The organism is Nocardioides sp. J9, from assembly GCF_007829375.1.
In the GTDB taxonomy this organism is placed as follows: Bacteria; Actinomycetota; Actinomycetes; order Propionibacteriales; family Nocardioidaceae; genus Nocardioides.
The window spans coordinates 1-19,124 of record NZ_VLJQ01000102.1 but is presented as its reverse complement, the minus strand read 5'-3'; the positions used below and the strand labels follow the sequence as shown (position 1 = coordinate 19,124).

The window sequence follows — 19,124 nt, the reverse complement described above, 5'->3', positions numbered from 1 at the left end:
CGTCATGCACCGGACACGTCGTCGGAGTGGGCGGCGTCGCGGATCTCGCCGACGAGCTCCTCGATGACGTCCTCGAGGGCGGCCACACCGAGCGTCGTACCGGCCTGGTCGACGACCCGGGCCATGTGGGCTCCGCGGCGCTGGAGCACCTCGAGGGCGTCGTGGAGCGGCGTCTCGGCCGTGACCGTCGCGAACGGGCGGATCCAGCGGTCGGCGACCGGGCGCTCGCGGCGCTCCTCGTCGGGCTCGAGCACGTCCTTGATGTGCAGGTAGCCGATCAGCTCGTCGGCGTGGCCGGGCGCGTCCGAGACGACGGGGAAGCGGCTGAAGCCGGTGACAGCACACAGCGCCTCGACCTCGGCGCCGGTCGACCCGCGGACGACCGTCGCGAGCGAGTCGGGCGTCATCATCACCTCGGCGACGGTCTTCTCGGTGAAGCCGAGCGCGCCCGACAGGCGGTCGTACTGGTCCTCGGCGAGCAGGCCCTCACCGTGGGACTCCTCCACCAGGGCCGCGACCTCCTCGCGGGTGTAGGTGCTGCCGAGCTCGTCCTTCGGCTCGATCCGCATCAACCGGAGGATGCCGTTGGCGATCGCGTTGATCGACACGATGATCGGGCGCAGAACCAGCACGATGCCGTACATGGGCGGGCCGAGGATCAGGGCGGCACGGTCGGGGCCGGCGATGGCGATGTTCTTCGGGACCATCTCGCCGAGCACCACGTGGAGGTAGACCACGATCGTCATCGCCAGCACGAACGCGACCGGGTGCAGCCAGTCGTCGGGCACGCCGAGCTCGTGGAAGGCGGGCTCGACGAGGTGGGCGAGCGCGGGCTCGCCGACCGCACCGAGCCCGAGCGAGCAGATGGTGATGCCGAGCTGGGCGCCCGCCATCATCTGCGAGACCTGCTCCATGGCGGTCAGGGTGATCCTGGCCATCCTCGAGCCGGCCTGCGCCTTCGGCTCGACCTGGCTGCGGCGTGCGGAGATCAGCGCGAACTCGGCGCCGACGAAGAACGCGTTGGCGGCGAGCAGGAAGACGGCGAGCAGGACGCCACCGAAGTCACCCATCGGTGGGCTCCTCGTCCTCGACGTCCTCGACGCGCAGGGACATCCGGTCGATGCGCAGGCCGTCCATGTGGTCGACGGTCAGCACCGCGCGGCGGGCGGGAGCGTCCTCCTCGTCGCCCTCCGGTGGGAGGGGTACGACGGCGGCGTCCCCCGTGACCGGGATGCGGCCGAGCACCTTGAGGACCAGCCCGGCGATCGTGTCGTAGTCCTCGCTCTCGGGCAGCTCGACCCCGGTGAGGTCCTCGACCTCGTCGGGCCGCAGCAGGCCGGACAGCGACCACGTGCCGTCGCGGCGCAGCCGGCCGCGGCTGCCGAGCCGGTCGTGCTCGTCGGAGATGTCGCCGACGATCTCCTCGATGACGTCCTCGAGGGTCACGATGCCCGCGTGGTCGCCGTACTCGTCGAGCACGATGGCCATCTGGAAGCTCTCGGCGCGCAGCAGCGCGAGCAGCGGGTCGAGGCGCAGCGAGTCGGGGACGACGATCGGCTTCGCCATCAGGTGCTTGACCTTGGTCGTGGCGCGCTCGTGCAGCGGCAGCGCCACGGCGTTCTTGACGTGGACCGTGCCGACCACGGCGTCGGTGTCGTCGAGCACCGGGAAGCGGGAGTTGCCGGACTCGCGGGCCAGCGCGATCACGGCGCTCGCCCGGTCGTTGACGTGGAGGCTGCGGGTGCGCACGCGCGGGGTCATGATCTCCCCCGCCGTCCGGGTGCCGAACTCCACCGAGCGCTCCATGAGCTCCGCCGTGTCGGCGTCGAGGGTGCCCTCGTCCGCGGAGCGCTGGATGAGCGAGGCCAGCTCGGTCACGCTGCGGGCCGAGCGCAGCTCCTCCTGCGGCTCGATGCCCAGCCGGCGCACGATCGCGTTCGCGCTGCCGTTGAGCAGGTGGATCGGCCCCCGCGCCGCAGCGGTGAACGCCCGCATCGGCGCCTGGGTGACCCGGGCCGTGGCGTACGGCAGCGAGATCGCGACGTTCTTCGGGACCAGCTCGCCGATCAGCATGGTCAGCAGGGTGCTGAGGGTGAGGCCGGCGGCGACCGCCACCGGGCTGACCGCACCCGCAGCGACCCCGGCGTCCTCCAGCGGACCGCGGAGCAGCTCCGCGATCGCCGGCTCGGCGAGGAAGCCGATCGCGAGGTTGGTGATGGTGATGCCGACCTGGGCGCCGGACAGCTGCGTCGACAGCGAGCGCAGCGCCTTCTGCAGGCCGACGGCGGAGGCGTCACCGGCGGCGGCCGCGCGCTCGACCTGGCCGCGGTCGACGGTGACGAAGGCGAACTCGGCTGCGACGAAGAGCCCGCAGGCGAGGATGAGGAGGATGGCGAGTCCCAGCAGCAGCCAGGGTGTCATCGGGTTCGGTGGCTCCTGCCCACGTCGCGGTACCAGTTGATGAGGTCTGGGTCGTCCACACTACCGGGGTCGTAGCCGACGCCGAGGTCCTGCCCCGCCAGCACCTTCTTGACCGGGACCTCCAGCTTCTTGCCGGTGCGGGTGTGCGGGACGCCGGGCGCCTGGATCACGTCGTCGGGCACGTGCCGCGGCGAGGCGTGGGTGCGGACCGCCTCCCGGATCCGGGCCTCGAGCCCGGCGTCCAGCTCGACCCCGTCGGCGAGCACCACGAACAGCGGCATCCAGTAGCCGCCGTCGGGCTCCTCCAGCCCGATCACCAAGGCCTCGCGGACCTCGGGCAGCGCCTCGACCGGCTCGTAGATGTCCGCGCTGCCCATCCGGACGCCGTTGCGGTTGAGGGTCGCGTCGGAGCGTCCGTGGATGACCACCGAGCCGTGGCCGGTGATGGTGATCCAGTCACCGTGGCGCCACACGCCGGGATAGGTGGAGAAGTAGGCGTCGCGGTAGCGGCTCCCGTCCGCGTCCCCCCAGAAGCAGACCGGCATCGACGGCATCGGCCGGGTCACCACCAGCTCGCCGACCTCGCCCCGCACGGACCTGCCCTGCTCGTCGAACGCCTCGAGCGCGACCCCCAGGCACGGCCGGGACAGCTCGCCCGGCCAGACCGGGAGGTGCGGCGCCGTGCCGACGAAGCCGCTGACGACGTCGGTGCCGCCGCTGATCGAGCACACCTGGACGCCCGGACCCAGCTCGGCGGCCAGCGCCTCGTGGCTGGACGCGGGGAAGGTCGACCCGGTGATGCCGACCCGCCGCAGGCGGGTGAGGTCGTGCCCCGCCGGGCCGACCCCCGCCTTCTGGCAGGCCGCCACGTAGCCCGGGCTCATCCCGGCCACGGTCACGCCGTGCCGGGCCGCGAGCGCCCACAGCGCGTCCGGCGCCGGGTGGGCCGGGCTGCCGTCGTACACGACGACGGAGGCGCCGGTGAGCAGGGCGCCGACGACGAAGTTCCACATCATCCAGGACGGCGTGGTGTACCAGGACAGGCGCTCCCCCGGGCCCAGGTCGAAGTGGTAGGCAGCCGCCTTGGCCTGCTCCAGCAGTGCCCCGCCGTGCCCGTGGACGATGCCCTTCGGCCGGCCGGTGGTGCCCGAGGAGAACAGCACCCACAGCGGGTGGTCGAAGGCCACCTCGACCGGCACCAGCTCGTCGTCGCCTCCGGTGGCCTCGGCCCACGCGTCGCTGCCGACGTCGAGGACGGCCTCGAGCGTGGGCAGCGCGGCGCGCAGGCCGGCGACGACGTCGCTGCGGTCGTGCACGCGGCCACCGTGGACGTAGGACGTCGCGTGGACCAGCACCTTCGGGTCGAGCTGCTCGAACCGGGCCCGGGCGGCGGTGGCGGCGTAGTCCATGCCGCAGACCGACCACACCGCCCCCAGGCTCGCGGCGGCGAGGAAGGCGACGATCGCGTCCGGGGTGTTCGGGAGGAAGCCGACCACGCGGTCGCCCTCGCCGACCCCGAGCCGGCGGTACGCCGCGGCGAGGCTGCCGACGCGGCGGCGCAGCTCGCCCCAGGTGACCTCGCTGGTCGCCGCCGGGTCCTCGCTGGCCGCGACGATCGCCACCTCGTCGGCAGGACGGCCGTCGAGGACGGCCGCGGCGTAGCTGACCCGGGCGTGCGGGAACCACACCGCGCCCGGCATCCGCTCCTCGGCGAGTGCCGGTCCGGGCAGGTCGAGGCCGAGGTGGCGGGCGACGAGGGTCCAGAAGGTGTCCGGGTCCTCGACCGACCAGGCCCACAGGTCGTCGTACTCCTCGACCGTGCTGGCGCCCAGCGGCCGGCCGGTGGCCTCCGCGGCGAAGCGGGCGAGGTCCTCGATCCTGGTCATCTCAGCTCACAGGGCGGGCGCCCCCGCGACCGCGCGGACGTCGCCTCCGGCGCGGGCGGACACCCAGCCGCGGCCGGGCTCGAGGCGGCGGATGGTGCGGGCCGGCACGCCACCCACCACGGCGTGGTCCTCCACCACCCCGCGGACGACGGACCCGGCAGCCACGACGACGTTCCGCCCGATCGTGGTGCCGGGCAGGATGATCGCGCCGTGGCCGATCCAGGAGCCGGAGCCGATGACGACCGGCTGGTGGGCGCCGAACTGGCGGCCGATCGGGACCTCGGGGTCCTGGTAGCCGTGGCTGGCGTCGGAGACGAACACGTCCTGGCCGAACCACACGTCGTCGCCGATGGTGATCGAGTCGTGCGCGGTGATGCAGGCGCGGGCCCCGATGACGCACCGTTCCCCGATCCGGAGGCCGTGCTCGGGCAGGACCGCCTGGGTGGGGCCGTAGCCGACCGAGAGCGTGGAGTACTTGCCGACCAGGGTGTCGCGGCCGACGTGGATCGCCTCGGGGTTCACCACCGTCGCCATCGGGAAGGCCAGGCACGCGCCCGGCCCGAAGTGGGCGAAGCGGTCGGCCAGGTCGGTCCCCGGGGCGACGTCCCCGAACCGCTCGAGCCACTGCCACGCAGCGAGGACGGAGCGGTTGACCAGGCGGCGCAAGGGAAGCACGCGGCGAGGTTACCGAAACGCAACACGGACGGGGCCTCTTCGGTTCGTCCGCGTGCCGACGCGACTCGTAAAATCCGGGGGTGCAGACCGTCCGTGACCCCCAGGTGATCGCCCACTTCGCCGACGACCCGACCCGGGTCTACCAGCTCCTCCAGTGGGTGCCGGTGCTCGAGCGGCTCGACGCGGTCCACCCGGTCATCATCGTGACCCGCGACCCGGCCACCCGGGACGTGGTCGTGGAGCGCACGACGCTGCCGGTGCACTGCGCCCCGGGCTTCAACGACCTCACCCAGCTGTACGACGACCTGCAGGCCGCCGTCGTCCTCTACTGCAACAACTCCATGCTCAACTTCAACTCGCTCATCGACGGCCGGATGCTGCACGTGCACATCAACCACGGCGAGAGCGACAAGCACAGCATGGTCAGCAACAACGCCAAGGCCTACGACCGCGTCTTCGTCGCCGGCGAGGCGGCCGTCCAGCGGCACCGGGCGGCGCTGATGGAGCTCGACGAGTGGCGCCTGGTCCGCGTCGGCCGGCCCCAGCTCGACCTGCGCCCCGCGCCCCTGCTGCCGGCCAGCGAGCGGCGCACGGTGCTCTACGCCCCGACGTGGGAGGGCGACGCCGACTACAACTGCTACACCTCGGTCGACGTCTTCGGCCCCGAGATCGTCCGGGAGGTGCTGTCCGTGCCGGACGTGCGGCTCGTCTACAAGCCGCACCCCAAGGTCACCACCAGCCAGGTCCCCGCGGTCCGCGAGGGCCACCAGGCGATCCTCGACCTGGTCGAGCGCGCCGCCGAGGCCGAGCCGGACGCCGGCCACGCCGCGATCTGGCAGGGCGACATCCTCGCGGTCTTCCCGGGCTGCGACGCGATGATCACCGACGTCTCCTCGGTCGGCCTGGACTGGCTCTACCTGATGACCGACAAGCCGATCCTCATCACCGACCGGCACCACGACGCCGAGAGGCTGCGCCAGGAGGTCCCGGTCAGCCGCTGTGCCGACGTCGTCGACGCCGACGTCCTCGCCCACCTCGGCGACCTGCTCGCCGCGCGCCTCGCGCACGACGAGCACCGGATGGCCCGGGCCGCGATGCGCCACCACTACTTCGACGACAACGGCGTCGGTGACAGCACCGTCCGCTTCGTCGAGGCCGTCGGGGAGCTCGTGGAATTGCGAAACCGGCTGCAGGGCGCGAGCCCCGCAGCCGGCTTCGTCGAGTCGGCCTGACCCTCGCGGGTCGCTCCGCTCAGCCGCGACGCGTGGTGATGAAGTACTTCGACGTGTTGCCGCCGAAGCCGTTGCTCGGGGCGATGTACGCGCGGTAGTGCGTCGTACGGCGCTGGACCGGGATCTTCACCTTCCAGTTGCTGGTGCGGTTCGTCTTGATGCTCTTGAGGCGGGTCCACTTGCACGACGCGGCGCGCGGCCGGGCGCAGGTCGACTTCTGGATGATGATCGGCCGGTTCTTGTAGGCCGGGGCGACCTTGCCGTAGAAGAGGCGGCCGGAACGGCGCCAGTTGTCGTTCAGCACGCGGCGGACGGTGACCTTGACGGCCGGCGAGGCGGACGGGGAGGCGAGGTCCTCGTAGCCCAGGAAGCGCAGGCGGTAGTAGGCCGACCGGTTCGGCTTCACCTTCCACGTCGGGGCAGGCACGCTCGCGCTGAGCGCACGGGTGGCGAGCGTCGTCCAGGAGCCGCCGCCGACCTTGCGCTGCAGCTGGACCTTGCCCGGGTAGCAGACCGAGCACTGGCCGGGCGCCGAGACCCAGCCGTCGAACGTGACGCGCTTGCCGTAGTTGACCGCGACGGCCTTCTTGCCGTTGACCGTGAGGTGCGACTTGGTTGCGACCGCCGCGTGGGCCGGCGCCGCCGAGACCGAGACCAGCGACAGCGTGCTGGCGACGAGCGCGATCGCCACCACGGCGACGCGTCGCATGAGCTTCACATGCATGGGTGTTGCCCCCGAAATTTCTGGTGAGAAGGATTGGCGACTTGTGCCGCAGCACTTCTCTTCCACCGCCGGCGCCGCCGCAAACCAGCCGCCGCGAACCACCGGTGTCGGACCCACCTGAGAGGCTGCCCCCATGACCGACGACACCTCCGCCGTGTACGCCGCCGAGGACCTGCTCGCCGGCTGGCTCGACGAGGCGCGCCGCCGGCCGGGCGACCCGCTGCGGATCACGGTCGGCGCCGAGGTCCTCGAGCTCGAGCCGGAGACCGAGCCCCGGTTCACCGACCCGGCGCACGTGCAGGACTACGTCGACCGGGTGCTGGCCCACCTGGTCTTCACCGGCAGCCGGTACGACGACGGCGCCGGCCTCGACCTGGCGGCGGTCCCCGTCGTGGTCCGCCCCCGCCGCGGAGCCCGGCAGGCGCACTACGAGCGCGGCGAGCTCCCGTTGCGCGGCGTCGTCGCGATCCCGCCGCGCGAGGTCGGCGGGGCGTGGTCGCTGCGGGCAGCCGTCGTGCTGCACGAGGTGGCGCACCACCTGGCCGGCGCCGACGGGCACGGACCGCGCTTCCGCACGACCTTCCTGCGGCTGCTGGAGGACATCGGGATGCCGGTCCTCGCCGAGCTGCTGCACACCGCCTACCGGCTGTCCGGCCTCGACACCGGTGTCGACGGGGAGGACCGCACGCTGCTGCGAATCGGCCGCCTGCTGCGACAGGCGGAGCGGACCAGCAACCCCGCGGAGCGCGACGCGTTCTTCGCCAAGGCACAGACCCTCGCCACCCGCCACCAGATCGCCCTCGCCGTCGCCCGCGCCAGCGCCCAGACGGAGGAGCAGCGCCAGGACCCGACCTGGGAGACCGTGCTCATCGGCGAGTCCGGCAAGCGGTCCCTGGCGCGCTACGTGCGGCTGGTGCTCGAGATCGCCCGCGCCAACGACGTCCGCGTGGCCATCTACACCAGCAACACCCGGGTGACGCTCTACGGCTTCCCCGGCGACATCGCCGTGGTCAAGGCCCTCTACGCCACGCTCGTCACCCAGATGGTCGCCGACGGCGACGCCCACCTGCGCTCCGGCGCCCACAAGGCCGACACCCGGCAGGTGTGGGACGCCCGCAAGCGTCGCTGGGTGGAGCGCCCGGTGCACGGCTCGACGGCACGGGCCGCGTTCTACGAGGCCTGGGCCGACCACGTCGGGGACCGGCTCGCGAAGGCGCGCGACGACGCCCGCGCCGCGGCGATCGCCGCCGAGCCCGCCGTGGACGACCGGCCGTCCTCCACCGAGGTCGCCCTGCGCGCCAAGGAGGTCGAGGTGGTCGACTACTTCAGCCACATGCAGCGCGAGCACGGCATCCGCGGCACGTGGAAGGGCACCGCCTCGGCCGCCCACGCCGCACCGGGCTCCCGGGACGCCGGCGTCCGCGCGGCCGCCCGCGCCCGGCTCGGCACCGAGCGCGCGATCACCGGCTGAACCACCGGTCGAACCTGCCGGAGGACCTTCGCCCCTCCCCCTCGGCCGCCGCGCACGGCAGGCTGTCCCTGAGCCGCAGAGTCGAGGGGAAGGATGGAGCCGTGCTGGAGCTGGAGGTCCTGAGCAGGGAGGAGTGCGACCGGCACCTGCGTGACAGCGCGGTCGCCCGGGTCGCGGTCTGCACGCCGGACGGCCCGCACGTCGTGCCGGTCAACTACGCGCTGGTGGACGACGCGGTCGTCGTACGGACGGTGGCGGCGAGCGTGCTCGGCACGCACGCGCCGGGCAACGTCGTGTGCCTGGAGGTCGACGACATCAGCCCGGTCCTGCACGCCGGCTGGAGCGTCCTGGTCCGCGGCCGCGCCGAGGCCCTGACGCCCGACGCCCTCGACGCTCCCCTGCGCACCTGGGTGCCGCGCGAGAGCGACGTCGTGCTGCGGCTGCGGCTCGCCGCGGGCGGGCCCGCTGGGGCCGCTGGGGCGGCCGCTCCTAGCCCGGCTCAGGAGCCGGTCGCCGGCAGCGGCAGCGAGTCAGGTCCTCCGTCGGCGCCGTTCGGCCCCGGTGTCGGCCCCGGTGTCGGCGTGGGTGTCGGCGTGGGTGTCGGCGTGGGTGTCGGCGTGGGTGTCGGGCCCGAGACGGCCGGCAGGTCGACGATGGTGAAGTCCTGCCCGGTCACCGGGGCGTCGTCGACCTCGACGTCGCTGATCTGCGTGCCGCCCGGACCGGTGGTGTAGCCGTCCGGGACGTCGACGGTGACCGTGTAGCCCGTGCCGGGGAGGCGGTCGTCGAAGAGGTAGGTGCCGTCGGCACCGGTGGTCGTGGTGGCCGGACCCCCGGGGCCGTCGAGGGTCACGGTGACGCCGGGAACCGGGTTGCCGTCGCCGTCGCGGACCGTGCCGCTGATCGGCTGCGGCACGATGGCGCGCACGTCGAAGTCGGCGCGGCTTGCGGGGTCGCCGTCGTTGCCCGCGTTGGAGACGGTCTGCTCCGACGGTCCGAGCACCGCGCACCCGTCGGGGACGGTGAGCCGCACGACGTAGCCGTCCTGGGTGGCGTGCTCGCCGAAGGAGTACGAGCCGTCCGGAGCCGCGGTCGTGGTGGCCAGCTCGTCGCCGTACGGCGAGACGAGGGTCAGCGTCGCGCCACCCGGTGGGCAGCTGCCGACCGTGGAGACGTCGGTGACGGTGCCGCCGATCGGCCGGGCCCGGCTGACGAACCAGGTCTGGTAGACGGGGAGCCCGGCACGGCGGGTGAAGGTCATGGTGAGGCTCGTGAGCCGGACGTCCGGCTCGAACCACCCCGCTGCACCGTCGGTGTCCTGCGCGGCGACGTTGCCGGCCAGGGTGGAGGTGACGGGGTTCCACAGGGGCAGGTCCGCGCCCCCGGCATAGTTGAAGGCCCCGCGGAACCACGAGTCCACCTCGGCGGCCGGCACCGGGGCACCCGCCTCGTCCGTGGCAGTGATCCGGACCTGGTCGGCGTCGATGTCGCCGAGCACGAACGTCCAGCCGGTGGCGGGCGTCGGGTCCTCGAAGGTGTAGGTCGTCGTCGACGGCGCGTCGCGGTGTCGGCCCGCGGGCGCAGGACGAGGTAGGGGTTGCCGGCGCTGCTGCCGTACTTCGCCCCCGGCGGCGTGGCCGCACCGAGCGACACCGACACGCCGGACGCCACCTGCACCGGGGACCGCGAGTCCGTGGACACGGTCGCGGCGGGGAAGCCCGGCGAGCGCTGGGTCATCGTCAACCGGTAGTCGTTGGACGAGCCCTCGACCGCCGACCAGGACGCCCACCGGTCGGTGAGCGCGAACGACGGCGCCGACGCCGCGAGCGCGGCGAGGACGAGGCAGAGGAGCAGCGCGAGCTGTCGCGACATCGGGTCTCCCGCGGTCGTGACCGTTGCCGCGAGGCTACCCGCAAGATCCCTCATTTGCGGGGCTTGACCGCGGCGGGAACCCACCTAGAGTCGCTTGGTAGCCGAACGAAGGGGTTCCCGTGGCCGTCTCACGCTCGCTCAGGATCGTCGCCGCTGCCGTCGTCGCACTCCCCGGCCTGGCCCTCGCTGCCGGGCCCGACGCGCAGGCCAAGCCGCACGGGGAGATCCCCGTCCGGCTACTCGCCCTCAACGACTTCCACGGCAACCTCGAGCCACCGACCGGGTCCAGCGGCCGGATGGTCGACGAGACCGGCGCGACCGTCGAGGCCGGCGGTGCGGTGTACGCCGCCGCCTGGATGAAGCAGCTCGAGGACGAGAACACCCTCAAGGTCGCCCAGGGCGACGCGATCGGCGCCACGCCGCTGATCTCCGCGGCCTACCACGACGAGCCCACGCTGGAGTTCCTCGAGCACCTCGGGGTCACCGCCAGCGCGGTGGGCAACCACGAGTTCGACGAGGGGTACGACGAGCTGGTGCGCCTCATCAACGGCGGCTCCCACCCGGTCGACGGTGACTCCCCCGCCGGTCCCTGGGACGGCACGGACTTCGACTACCTCGGCGCCAACGTGCTCCTCGACGACGCCACGAAGCTGCCGGACGTGGACGGCTTCGAGGTGCTCAAGCGCGTTCCCCCGGGACAGCTGAAGAAGCTGCTGGCCAAGCACGGCGTCCCGGCGCTCCCCCCGGTCGCCGTACGTGAGGTCAACGGGGTGCGCGTCGGCTTCATCGGCGCTGTCACCGAGACCACGCCGACCATCGTCACCGCCGCCGGCATCGAGGGCCTGACCTTCAACCCGGTCGTCGAGTCCGCGAAGTTCGGCTCCGAGCTGCTCAGCTGGATGGGCGTGCGCGCCCAGGTCCTCCTCGTCCACGAGGGCGACCAGGTGACGGCCGGCCAGTCGCCCGACGCGTGCAGCACCGCCCCCGACCCCGACGGCTCCGCCGGAGCCGGCACCACCATCGCCACCGACGTCGACCCCGAGATCGACCTCATCCTCTCCGGCCACTCCCACCAGGCCTACGTCTGCACCGTCACCGACCCGGCCGGCAACCCGCGCCTCTACAGCCAGGGCGGGTCCTTCGGCCGGGTGATCTCCCAGGCCGACTTCAAGGTCGACCGCAAGAGCGGCGACGTCATCCGCTCCACCGTGACCGTCGACAACCACGTCGTCACCCGCGACATCGCCCCGGACCCCGCCACCGCGGCCTTCGTCCAGGACTGGCGGGACCGGGTCGCGGCCGTCGCGAACCAGCAGGTCGGCACCATCACCGCCGACCTCAACCGGGCGCAGACGGCCGTGGGCGAGAGCGTGCTCGGCAACGTCATCGCCGACGCCCAGCTCGAGGCGACGCGGACCGGCGGCGGCGCGCAGGTCGCGCTGATGAACCCGGGCGGGATCCGCGCCGACCTGGCGTTCGCGCCCGACGGAGTGGTGACGTACGGCGAGGCCTTCGCGGTCCAGCCCTTCAGCAACCTCATGCAGGTCGTCACGCTGACCGGCGCCCAGCTCGACGCCTTGCTGGAGCAGCAGTGGACGGCCGCACGCACCGCCGTCCTCTCGCCGTCGTCGACGCTGCGCTACACGGCGACCCTGTCCGCCCCGTTCGGTGACCGCGTCTCCGACATCACCATCGACGGTGTCCCGCTCGACCCGGCTGCCAGCTACCGGGTCGCCGCCAACAACTTCCTCGTCGGCGGTGGCGACGGCTTCTCGGAGTTCCTCAACGGCACCGACCTGTGGAGCGGCCCGATCGACCTCGACGCGTTCACGGCGTACCTGACGGCCCACAGCCCGATCTCCCCGCCCGCGCGGGACCGGATCACCGCGGGGTGACGAGCAGGACGGCGTCCGCGGCCTAGCCGCGGACCCGCCCGGTCTCGTAGGCCCACATCGCGACCTCGACGCGGTTGCGGGCGCCGAGCTTGGTCATCAGCGCGCCGACGTGCGTCTTCACGGTGCTGAGCGTGATGTGGAGCTCGTCGGCGATCTCGGCGTTGGTCCGGCCGCGGGCCACGGTCAGCAGCACCTCCTCCTCGCGCTCGGTGAGCGGCTCGACGGGCTGCACCGGCCGGGCGCTCCGTTCCAGCCCGGCCAGGGTGGTGAGCAGTCGGCGGGTGACGTCGGGCGAGATGAGCGCGTCGCCGTTCGCGGCGGCGTGGATCGCCTGGACGAGGAGCTCGGGACCGGCGCCCTTGAGCAGGAAGCCGCGGGCGCCGGCCTTGAGCGCCCCGTGGACGTACTCGTCGAGGTCGAAGGTCGTGATGACCACGACGGCGAGCGGGTCCTCCACGCCCGGACCAGCGAGCTGGCGGGTGGCCTCGACGCCGTCGATGCCCGGCATGCGGATGTCGAAGAGGCACACGTCCGGTCGCAGCTCACGGGCGACGCGGACCGCCTCGTGGCCGTCTGCCGCCTCGCCGACGACCTCGATCCCGGGCTGCGCGTCGAGGATCATCGTCAGGCCGGCACGGATCAGCCGCTGGKCGTCGGCGACCACCACCCGGATCGTCACTGTGGCACCGCCCGCGGGAGGGTCGCCTCGACGGTCCAGCCGCCGACGGGGTCGGGGCCGGCGTGGCAGGCGCCGCCGAGCAGCTTCGCCCGTTCCGCCATGCCGAGCAGGCCGTAGCCCAGGGCGGGCGCCGGACGGCTCGCCTCCCCGTCGTCGTGCACCCGCAGCCGGACGACGTCGGCCTCCCCCGTCACCCCGACGGTGACCGCCGTGGCGTTCCGGGCGTGCCGGATGGCGTTGGTGACGGACTCCTGGCAGATCCGGAAGACGGCGACCGCGACTGGCTGCGGCAGGCCGGTGAGGTCGCCGGTGCGGTGGACCCGGACCAGGGGACTCGTCCGGGCGAGGTCGTCGAGCTCGTCGATGCCGCGCGCCGGGGCGTAGTCGGCCGCGTCGGTGTCGCGCAGGACGCGGACCATCGACCGCATCTCGGCCAGCGTGCGCGCCGCCTCCGCCTCGATCTCCCTCAGCACCTCCGCCGCCGAAGCCGGGTCGGTCGCCGCGACCGCGCGCCCAGCCTGGGCCTGGATCGCGATGGCCGACACGTGGTGCGCGACGGTGTCGTGCAGGTCGCGGGCGAGCTCGCCGCGCTCGAGGGCCCGCACCTGCTGCACCTCCCGCTGGCGCGCGACGGCGCGGTAGCGCATCGCGGCCCCGAGGGCGAACGCGGCGACGAGCACCATGGCGCCACCCACCCGGTCACCGACCGCCTCGGTGGTCGCCAGGCCGATGCCTGCCGGCACCGCGACGACCGCCGTGCCGGCCAGCGCCTCCGGCCCGGAGGCCCAGCGGTACAGCGAGTAGGGCAGCAGCAGGACGCACACCATCGTCTCGAGCCCCACGTCGGCGGCTCCCTCGACGGCCGCAGCGACCTGCAGCACCATCGCCCCGCCGAAGCCGACCGCCGTCGCCACCAGCGGCTGGGTACGACGCCACAGCAGGGCCGGGACCACCACGAGGACGACCACGACGGCCACGGTCCGCGCCGGCAGGTCCGGTCGCAGGACCGCCTCGCCCACGGCCGTCGCCAGCAGGGCGCCGACCAGCGCCCAGTCCCACCACGCGCGCGGCGGCGGGTCCGGGACGCGCGGCTCGGCGAGCACCGAGCGCAGGAAGGCGGCGACCACGCGCCCAGACTAGGGATCGGCGGCCCTCGCCGTACCCGACTCGGGCACGAGTCCCCTCCCGTACTTTCGGCCGACCTGCGTGCCCGTCCTGTGCCCGATGTGCGCCGCCCGCCGCCGGGCCACGGTGGTGGCATGTCGAACCTCCTCCACCGGCTGGGCCGGTCTGCCGCGACCCACCCGTGGGTCACCATCGCCGCCTGGGTCGTCCTCGCCCTGGTCGTCGTCACCTCCTCCGTCGCCTTCGGGAGCGAGCTCGAGGAGAGCTTCGAGGCGCCTGGCCTCGACTCCCACCTGGCGAGCGAGCTGCTCGCCGAGGCCGGCGCCGACGAGGCGGGACTCACGGCCCACGTCGTGCTGGAGGCCGGGGACGCCGCAGCCCACGTCGCGCCGGCGGAGTCGGCCCTCGAGCAGCTCCCCCACGTGCTCGGCACGACCAGCACCGTCTCGCCGGACGGCACCGTCGCGCTGGTGCGCGTGCAGTACCCCGCTCTCGAGCAGCTCGACGCTGCCGACCTGGCCGCCCTCAAGGACGTGGTCGCCGACCTGCGTGACGAGAGGTCCGTGACCGTGGAGGCCGGCGGAGACCTGTTCTTCGCCTTCGAGGAGGCGCCCACCGGGCTCGCCGAGGCCGCCGGGATGGTGGTCGCGGTGGTCGTCCTGCTCATCGCCTTCGGCTCGGTCGTCGCCATGGGCCTGCCCATCGGCATCGCGCTGGCCGGCCTCGTCGTCGGTGCCACCTCGATGAGCCTGGTGACCCGGCTGGTCGACATCCCGGCGTGGGCGCCCCAGCTCGCCGCGATGGTGGGCATCGGGGTCGGCATCGACTACGCGCTCTTCGTCGTCACCCGCCACCGCGAGAACCTCGCCCTGGGGATGCCGGTCGCCGAGTCGGCAGGACTGGCCCTGGCGACCGCGGGCCAGGCGGTGGTGTTCGCCGGCGGCACGGTGGTCGTGGCCATCCTCGGGCTGCTCGTCGCCGGCATCCCGTTCGTCACCGGCGGCGGCGTCGCCATCTCGGCGATGGTGCTCGTGATGGTCCTCGCCTCGGTGACCCTGCTCCCGGCCCTCCTCAGTCTGGTCGGGCACCGGGTGGACGGCCGGCGGCGCAAGCCCCACCGCCCGGGCACCGGGTGGTCGCGATGGGGGAGGCACGTGACGCGCCACCCCACGGCGTACCTCCTCGGCGGTGCCGCCCTGATGACCGCCCTGGCCGCTCCCGTGCTCGCGCTCGAGCTGGGCTTCCCCGACGACGGCACCAAGCCGGTCTCGACGACCGAGCGCCGCGCCTACGACCTGGTCGCCGACGGATTCGGGCCCGGTGCCAACGGCCCGCTGGTGATCGCGGTCGACATCTCCCGCGACGGCTCCGTCGTGGCACCGCTCGCCGCCGCGACCGCGGCCGACCCGGGCATCACCGCAGTCGACGAACCGGTCGTCGACGACGGCGCCGGCGTGGCCGTCCTGGTCGCGCAGCCCACGACCTCACCCCAGGACGAGGCCACCCGCGCGACCGTGGACCGGCTGCGTAGCGAGGTCTTCCCTGCCGTGCTGGACGGCACCGTCGCAACCGCCCACGTCGGCGGCCAGACCGCCACCTTCGCCGACCTCGGCGACCGGGTGCAGGACCGGATGCCGCGCTTCGTCGTGGCGGTGCTGGTGCTGTCGTTCCTGCTGCTGACGGTCCTCTTCCGCTCGGTGCTGGTCCCGCTGAAGGCGGTGGTCCTCAACCTGCTGAGCGTGTGCGCGGCGTACGGCGTGCTGGTCGTGGTCTTCCAGTGGGGCTGGGCGGCCGCGCTGATCGGCGTGGAGGCGCCGGTCCCGGTCGTGTCCTTCATCCCCCTGTTCATGTTCGCGATCCTCTTCGGCCTCTCCATGGACTACGAGGTGTTCCTGCTGTCGCGGGTGCGCGAGGAGTACCGCCGACACCACGACAACACCCGCGCGGTCGTCGCCGGGATCGCCGGCACCGGACGCACCATCAGCGCGGCTGCCCTGATCATGGTCGCCGTCTTCTCAGGCTTCGTCCTGGGCAGCGACCCGGCGATCAAGATGATGGGCGTGGGGCTGGCGACGGCGATCCTCCTCGATGCGACCGTCGTCCGGCTGGTCCTCGTCCCCGCGACCATGACGCTCCTCGGCCACGCGAACTGGTGGCTGCCGCGCTGGTTGCACCGGCTGGTCGGGCGCCCACGGAAACGCCGCAGCCGGAGCGCGAGCCCGGGCTGCGCTGAGCCCGTACCGTTGACCGGGTCATGGCCACCCGACTGCTGATCCTCGCCGACACGCACGTGCCCACGCGCGCCCGCGACCTGCCGGAGGAGGTGTGGCGGGAGGTCGAGGCGGCCGACCTCGTCCTCCACGCGGGCGACTGGGTCGACGTACGCCTCCTCGACGAGCTCGAGCAGCGGTCCGCCCGCCTCGTGGCGTGCTGGGGCAACAACGACCACGGCGAGCTGCGCGAGCGCCTGCCGGAGGTCGCCCGGGTCGAGGTGGAGGGTCTCCGCCTGGGCGTGGTCCACGAGACCGGGCAGGCGAAGGGGCGCGAGGAGCGGATGAGCGCCGAGCACCCCGACCTCGACGTGCTGGTCTTCGGACACAGCCACATCCCGTGGGACACCGTCACCTCCACCGGCCTGCGGCTGCTGAACCCGGGCTCCCCCACGGACCGCCGCTGCCAGCCGCACTGCACCTACCTGACTGCGACCGCCGCGGACGGCGGGCTCCGCGACGTCGTGCTGCACCGGCTGCCGCCCCGGACGTGAGGCGACGACCCGCCCGAGATGAGTGCGGTGGCCGTCATCGCAGGTTCCGGCTGCTGTTCGCGCGGGGCCATGGGGTAACCACCGCGCGCCCACTGGGCAGCGCTCCGACCTGCTCTGGCCACCGCACTCGGTGACAGCTCCCTGGTTCTCCCTCCGGAGAGCTGCCAGTCCTGGGTGCTAGTGACGTGTGCGGGTGCTCCCTCCATCGGCGCCGAGGACACCGACTGTTGGCAGGTTCGCACCGCTGGGGCGTCCGGGAATGCCCCAGATGGGGCATTTCCTCGGCAGTTCCCCCGACCTTGCCGAGACAGCAGTGGTGAGCCTTCACCAACAGTCAGCGCCTGTGGCCCACAATGACCGCTGTGCACGAGGGAGGACACAGGGTCGGGTTGCGACTGGGGGCCGCGACGGAGGGGGACGTCGACGACGTCGCCGGCATCCTGGCCGACGCGTTCGCCGACTACCCGTGGACCCGCTGGACGGTCGACGGGGATCGGCACGTCCAGCGACTGGAGGCGATCCAGCGCCTGTGCGTCGCGGAGCTGGCGCTGCCGTACGGCGAGGTCACGGTCGCGGAGGACGCGGGCTCGGTCTGCGGCGTGGCGATCTGGCTGGACGCCACCGCAGTGCCGGGGCACGTGTGGGAGCGAGTCGGCCCCGCGCTGACCGAGCTCCTCGGGAGCCGTGCCGCGGCAGCGGCTCGGGCCGACGACCTGCTCGGTCCGCTGCGGCCGGACGGCCCGCACCTGACGCTGGAGAGCCTGGGTGTCGCCGGCAGCCACCAGCGGCGCGGGATCGGCGGGGCGCTGGTGACTCACGGACTACGGACGGCCGACGCCCGGTCGGTGCCGGTGCGGCTCGAGACCAGCACGGCGGACAACGTGAGGCTCTACGAACGACTGGGCTTCGTCACCACCGACGAGGTCACCCTGCCCGAGGGCGGACCGACAGTCTGGCTGATGAGCCGTGCGCCCCAGCCGGTCCCCTCGGACCAGTGAGCGACGGCAGCCACCTCGTCGTCCTGGTCGTCGCGTGCGAGGTGGCCTTCTGGGCCTTCCTCGCCGCAGGTCTGGGCACCAGGTACCTGCTGGGCTGGCGCCGCACCAGCACGGTCCTGCTGGCCTGCACGCCCGTGGTCGACGTGGTGCTGCTGGTCGCGTCAATCCTCGACCTTCGCTCGGGCAGCACGGCAGGCACCGCGCACGGGCTGGCCGCGGCCTACATCGGCCTCTCGGCCGGCTTCGGTCACCGAACCGTCACCCGGGCCGACGCACGGTGGGCCCACCGGTTCGGCGGTGGTCCGGCGCCGGACCCGCGACCGCAGCACGGTCGTGAACGGACGAGGCACGAGTGGGTGCTGTGGCTGCACGCGCTCGTCGCATGGGCGGTCGCGTGCGCGCTGCTCGGCGCCGCGATCATCCTCGTCGACGACGCCAACCGCACGGAGGCCCTGAGGTCGTGGATCGACGGGCTCACCGCGGGCCTCGTCATCTGGCTGCTGGCCTGGCCGGTCGCGCACACGATCTGGCCGAAGCAGCCGCCTGCAGCACCAGACGACGCCCCTGTCCGGGAGGACCTGCAGCAGACGTCACGCTGAGCTGTGGACGACGCCTCATCGGCAAGGGTTTGTGTCGGTGGTCTGGTGTTGAGTGGGGTCATGGTCACCGATCGGGCGGTGGCGGAGATGACCGCCAGGGAAGTCCTCGACTTCGTCGAGGACCGCAACGCTGCCCGGCTCCAGGCCGAGCGCGACATCCTCCGCGCCGCCTACCAGTGGGCGATCCTGCACAACCCCGACACACTCCCGCCCCACGACCAGCGCGGCCGCGACCGCGCACGTCCCGCCGGAGCCGAGGACACACCCAGGATCACCGAATACGCCGCCGCCGCCTTTGGCGCCCGCATCCAGACCTCACCGTTCGGCGCCAAACGACTCATCGCCGACGCCGTCGACCTCCACCACCGACTCCCGAAGCTGCAGGCCGGCATCGACACCGGCACCATCCGCGTCCGACAAGCCCGCCACGTCGCCGAAGCCACCCGCGACCTCACCGCCGACGAAGCCGCCTGGGTCGACGACGAGATCCACGAGGTCGCCGACGGCAGGCTGCCCTGGGCACGGTTCGAGACCCTCGTCGAGGCCAAGGTCGCCGCCGCAGCCCCCGAACTAGCCAGAGCGAAGGAAGAAGCAGCCGAGAAGGACCGCTTCGTGCGCATGTCCCGCGTCAACCGCCACGGCATCGCCACCCTCACCATCCGCGACCACGCCACCACCATCCTCGCCGCCGACGCGGCGTTGAACGCCGTCGCCCGGCAGCTCGAAGAAGCAATGCCCGACGTCAGCAAGCCCGAACGCAAGCTCGCCGCCTTCGCACTCCTC

17 protein-coding genes and 1 pseudogene are annotated in these 19,124 nt (G+C 73.1%); 10 read left to right on the top strand and 8 right to left on the bottom strand.

The genetic code is table 11. The features are described 5' to 3' along the window. Positions 1-2 precede the first annotated feature (2 nt). Genes L615_RS17730 through L615_RS24605 form a run of 4 tightly spaced genes read right to left on the bottom strand, consistent with a single transcriptional unit; the run spans position 3 to position 4,982 of the window. On the bottom strand, positions 3-1,070 hold the full coding sequence (locus L615_RS17730; RefSeq protein WP_145725930.1) for a hemolysin family protein: 1,068 nt from the start codon (positions 1,068-1,070) through the stop codon (positions 3-5). After that, positions 1,063-2,421, bottom strand: a complete 1,359-nt coding sequence (locus tag L615_RS17725) for a hemolysin family protein (RefSeq protein ID WP_036517166.1) — start codon at positions 2,419-2,421, stop codon at positions 1,063-1,065. Before L615_RS17725 ends, L615_RS17730 begins: the two co-directional genes overlap by 8 nt. Further along, positions 2,418-4,307 carry an acetoacetate--CoA ligase gene (locus L615_RS17720; RefSeq protein ID WP_051485563.1) on the bottom strand — a complete coding sequence of 630 codons (1,890 nt, stop codon included), beginning with the start codon at positions 4,305-4,307 and terminating at the stop codon, positions 2,418-2,420. Before L615_RS17720 ends, L615_RS17725 begins: the two co-directional genes overlap by 4 nt. 6 nt (positions 4,308-4,313) lie before the next feature. After that, the gene (locus tag L615_RS24605; protein ID WP_028654976.1) at positions 4,314-4,982 is read right to left on the bottom strand and encodes a DapH/DapD/GlmU-related protein; all 669 of its coding nucleotides are present in this window, start codon (positions 4,980-4,982) and stop codon (positions 4,314-4,316) included. A gap of 80 nt (positions 4,983-5,062) precedes the next feature. Here L615_RS24605 and L615_RS17710 point away from each other — a divergent pair, with 80 nt between their 5' ends. Then, entirely contained in the window at positions 5,063-6,214 is a 1,152-nt protein-coding gene (locus L615_RS17710; RefSeq protein WP_051485565.1) for a CDP-glycerol glycerophosphotransferase family protein, read from the top strand. A 19-nt stretch (positions 6,215-6,233) separates the two neighbouring features. Here the strand turns inward: L615_RS17710 and L615_RS17705 are convergent, their stop codons facing one another. Then, positions 6,234-6,938, bottom strand: coding sequence for a hypothetical protein (locus L615_RS17705; protein WP_145725928.1), 705 nt, complete (start codon positions 6,936-6,938; stop codon positions 6,234-6,236). Positions 6,939-7,071: 133 nt separating this feature from the next. On the opposite strand from L615_RS17705, the gene L615_RS17700 reads away from it, so the two are divergent. Both L615_RS17700 and L615_RS24780 read left to right on the top strand, forming a co-directional pair. Beyond that, positions 7,072-8,409: a TIGR04338 family metallohydrolase gene (locus L615_RS17700; RefSeq protein WP_051485566.1), complete on the top strand. Its 1,338-nt coding sequence runs from the start codon at positions 7,072-7,074 to the stop codon at positions 8,407-8,409. Continuing rightward, a pseudogene (locus tag L615_RS24780) lies at positions 8,301-8,825 on the top strand (pyridoxamine 5'-phosphate oxidase family protein); the annotation flags it as partial. The gene L615_RS17700 and the pseudogene L615_RS24780, both read left to right, overlap by 109 nt. 83 nt (positions 8,826-8,908) lie before the next feature. Here the strand turns inward: L615_RS24780 and L615_RS17690 are convergent. Further along, a complete protein-coding gene (locus L615_RS17690) occupies positions 8,909-9,907 on the bottom strand; it encodes a carboxypeptidase-like regulatory domain-containing protein (RefSeq protein ID WP_145725925.1) in 999 nt (332 codons plus the stop codon). A 99-nt stretch (positions 9,908-10,006) separates the two neighbouring features. Here L615_RS17690 and L615_RS23480 point away from each other — a divergent pair, with 99 nt between their 5' ends. Together L615_RS23480 and L615_RS17685 are read left to right on the top strand one after the other, a co-directional pair. After that, on the top strand, positions 10,007-10,159 hold the full coding sequence (locus L615_RS23480; protein ID WP_186449918.1) for a hypothetical protein: 153 nt from the start codon (positions 10,007-10,009) through the stop codon (positions 10,157-10,159). Between the two features lie 241 nt (positions 10,160-10,400). Next, entirely contained in the window at positions 10,401-12,176 is a 1,776-nt protein-coding gene (locus L615_RS17685; RefSeq protein ID WP_145725923.1) for a bifunctional UDP-sugar hydrolase/5'-nucleotidase, read from the top strand. A 22-nt stretch (positions 12,177-12,198) separates the two neighbouring features. Here the strand turns inward: L615_RS17685 and L615_RS17680 are convergent, their stop codons facing one another. Both L615_RS17680 and L615_RS17675 read right to left on the bottom strand, forming a co-directional pair. Next, complete coding sequence (locus tag L615_RS17680) at positions 12,199-12,855, bottom strand: response regulator transcription factor (RefSeq protein WP_145725921.1); 657 nt, start codon at positions 12,853-12,855, stop codon at positions 12,199-12,201. Next, a complete protein-coding gene (locus L615_RS17675) occupies positions 12,852-13,982 on the bottom strand; it encodes a sensor histidine kinase (protein WP_028654980.1) in 1,131 nt (376 codons plus the stop codon). Before L615_RS17675 ends, L615_RS17680 begins: the two co-directional genes overlap by 4 nt. Positions 13,983-14,114: 132 nt before the next feature. On the opposite strand from L615_RS17675, the gene L615_RS17670 reads away from it, so the two are divergent. The 5 genes from L615_RS17670 to L615_RS17650 all read left to right on the top strand — a co-directional run. Then, positions 14,115-16,253: an MMPL family transporter gene (locus tag L615_RS17670; RefSeq protein ID WP_145725920.1), complete on the top strand. Its 2,139-nt coding sequence runs from the start codon at positions 14,115-14,117 to the stop codon at positions 16,251-16,253. After that, complete coding sequence (locus L615_RS17665) at positions 16,235-16,744, top strand: metallophosphoesterase (RefSeq protein ID WP_145725918.1); 510 nt, start codon at positions 16,235-16,237, stop codon at positions 16,742-16,744. Before L615_RS17670 ends, L615_RS17665 begins: the two co-directional genes overlap by 19 nt. A gap of 389 nt (positions 16,745-17,133) precedes the next feature. Further along, positions 17,134-17,742, top strand: a complete 609-nt coding sequence (locus tag L615_RS17660; protein ID WP_186449917.1) for a GNAT family N-acetyltransferase — start codon at positions 17,134-17,136, stop codon at positions 17,740-17,742. Further along, the gene (locus tag L615_RS17655; protein WP_145725915.1) at positions 17,739-18,341 is read left to right on the top strand and encodes a hypothetical protein; all 603 of its coding nucleotides are present in this window, start codon (positions 17,739-17,741) and stop codon (positions 18,339-18,341) included. Before L615_RS17660 ends, L615_RS17655 begins: the two co-directional genes overlap by 4 nt. A 60-nt stretch (positions 18,342-18,401) precedes the next feature. Then, a partial coding sequence (locus L615_RS17650; RefSeq protein ID WP_145725913.1) for a DUF222 domain-containing protein occupies positions 18,402-19,124 on the top strand: 723 nt, incomplete at its 3' end.

Excerpts from the sequence above, each read along its gene's own strand:
- L615_RS17700 (WP_051485566.1), top strand. The coding sequence starts at position 7,072 with ATGACCGACGACACCTCCGCCGTGTACGCCGCCGAGGACCTGCTCGCC.
- L615_RS17670 (WP_145725920.1), top strand. The coding sequence starts at position 14,115 with ATGTCGAACCTCCTCCACCGGCTGGGCCGGTCTGCCGCGACCCACCCG.
- L615_RS17705 (WP_145725928.1), bottom strand. The coding sequence starts at position 6,938 with ATGCATGTGAAGCTCATGCGACGCGTCGCCGTGGTGGCGATCGCGCTC.
- L615_RS17665 (WP_145725918.1), top strand. The coding sequence starts at position 16,235 with ATGGCCACCCGACTGCTGATCCTCGCCGACACGCACGTGCCCACGCGC.
- L615_RS17725 (WP_036517166.1), bottom strand. The coding sequence starts at position 2,421 with ATGACACCCTGGCTGCTGCTGGGACTCGCCATCCTCCTCATCCTCGCC.
- L615_RS17720 (WP_051485563.1), bottom strand. The coding sequence starts at position 4,307 with ATGACCAGGATCGAGGACCTCGCCCGCTTCGCCGCGGAGGCCACCGGC.
- L615_RS17730 (WP_145725930.1), bottom strand. The coding sequence starts at position 1,070 with ATGGGTGACTTCGGTGGCGTCCTGCTCGCCGTCTTCCTGCTCGCCGCC.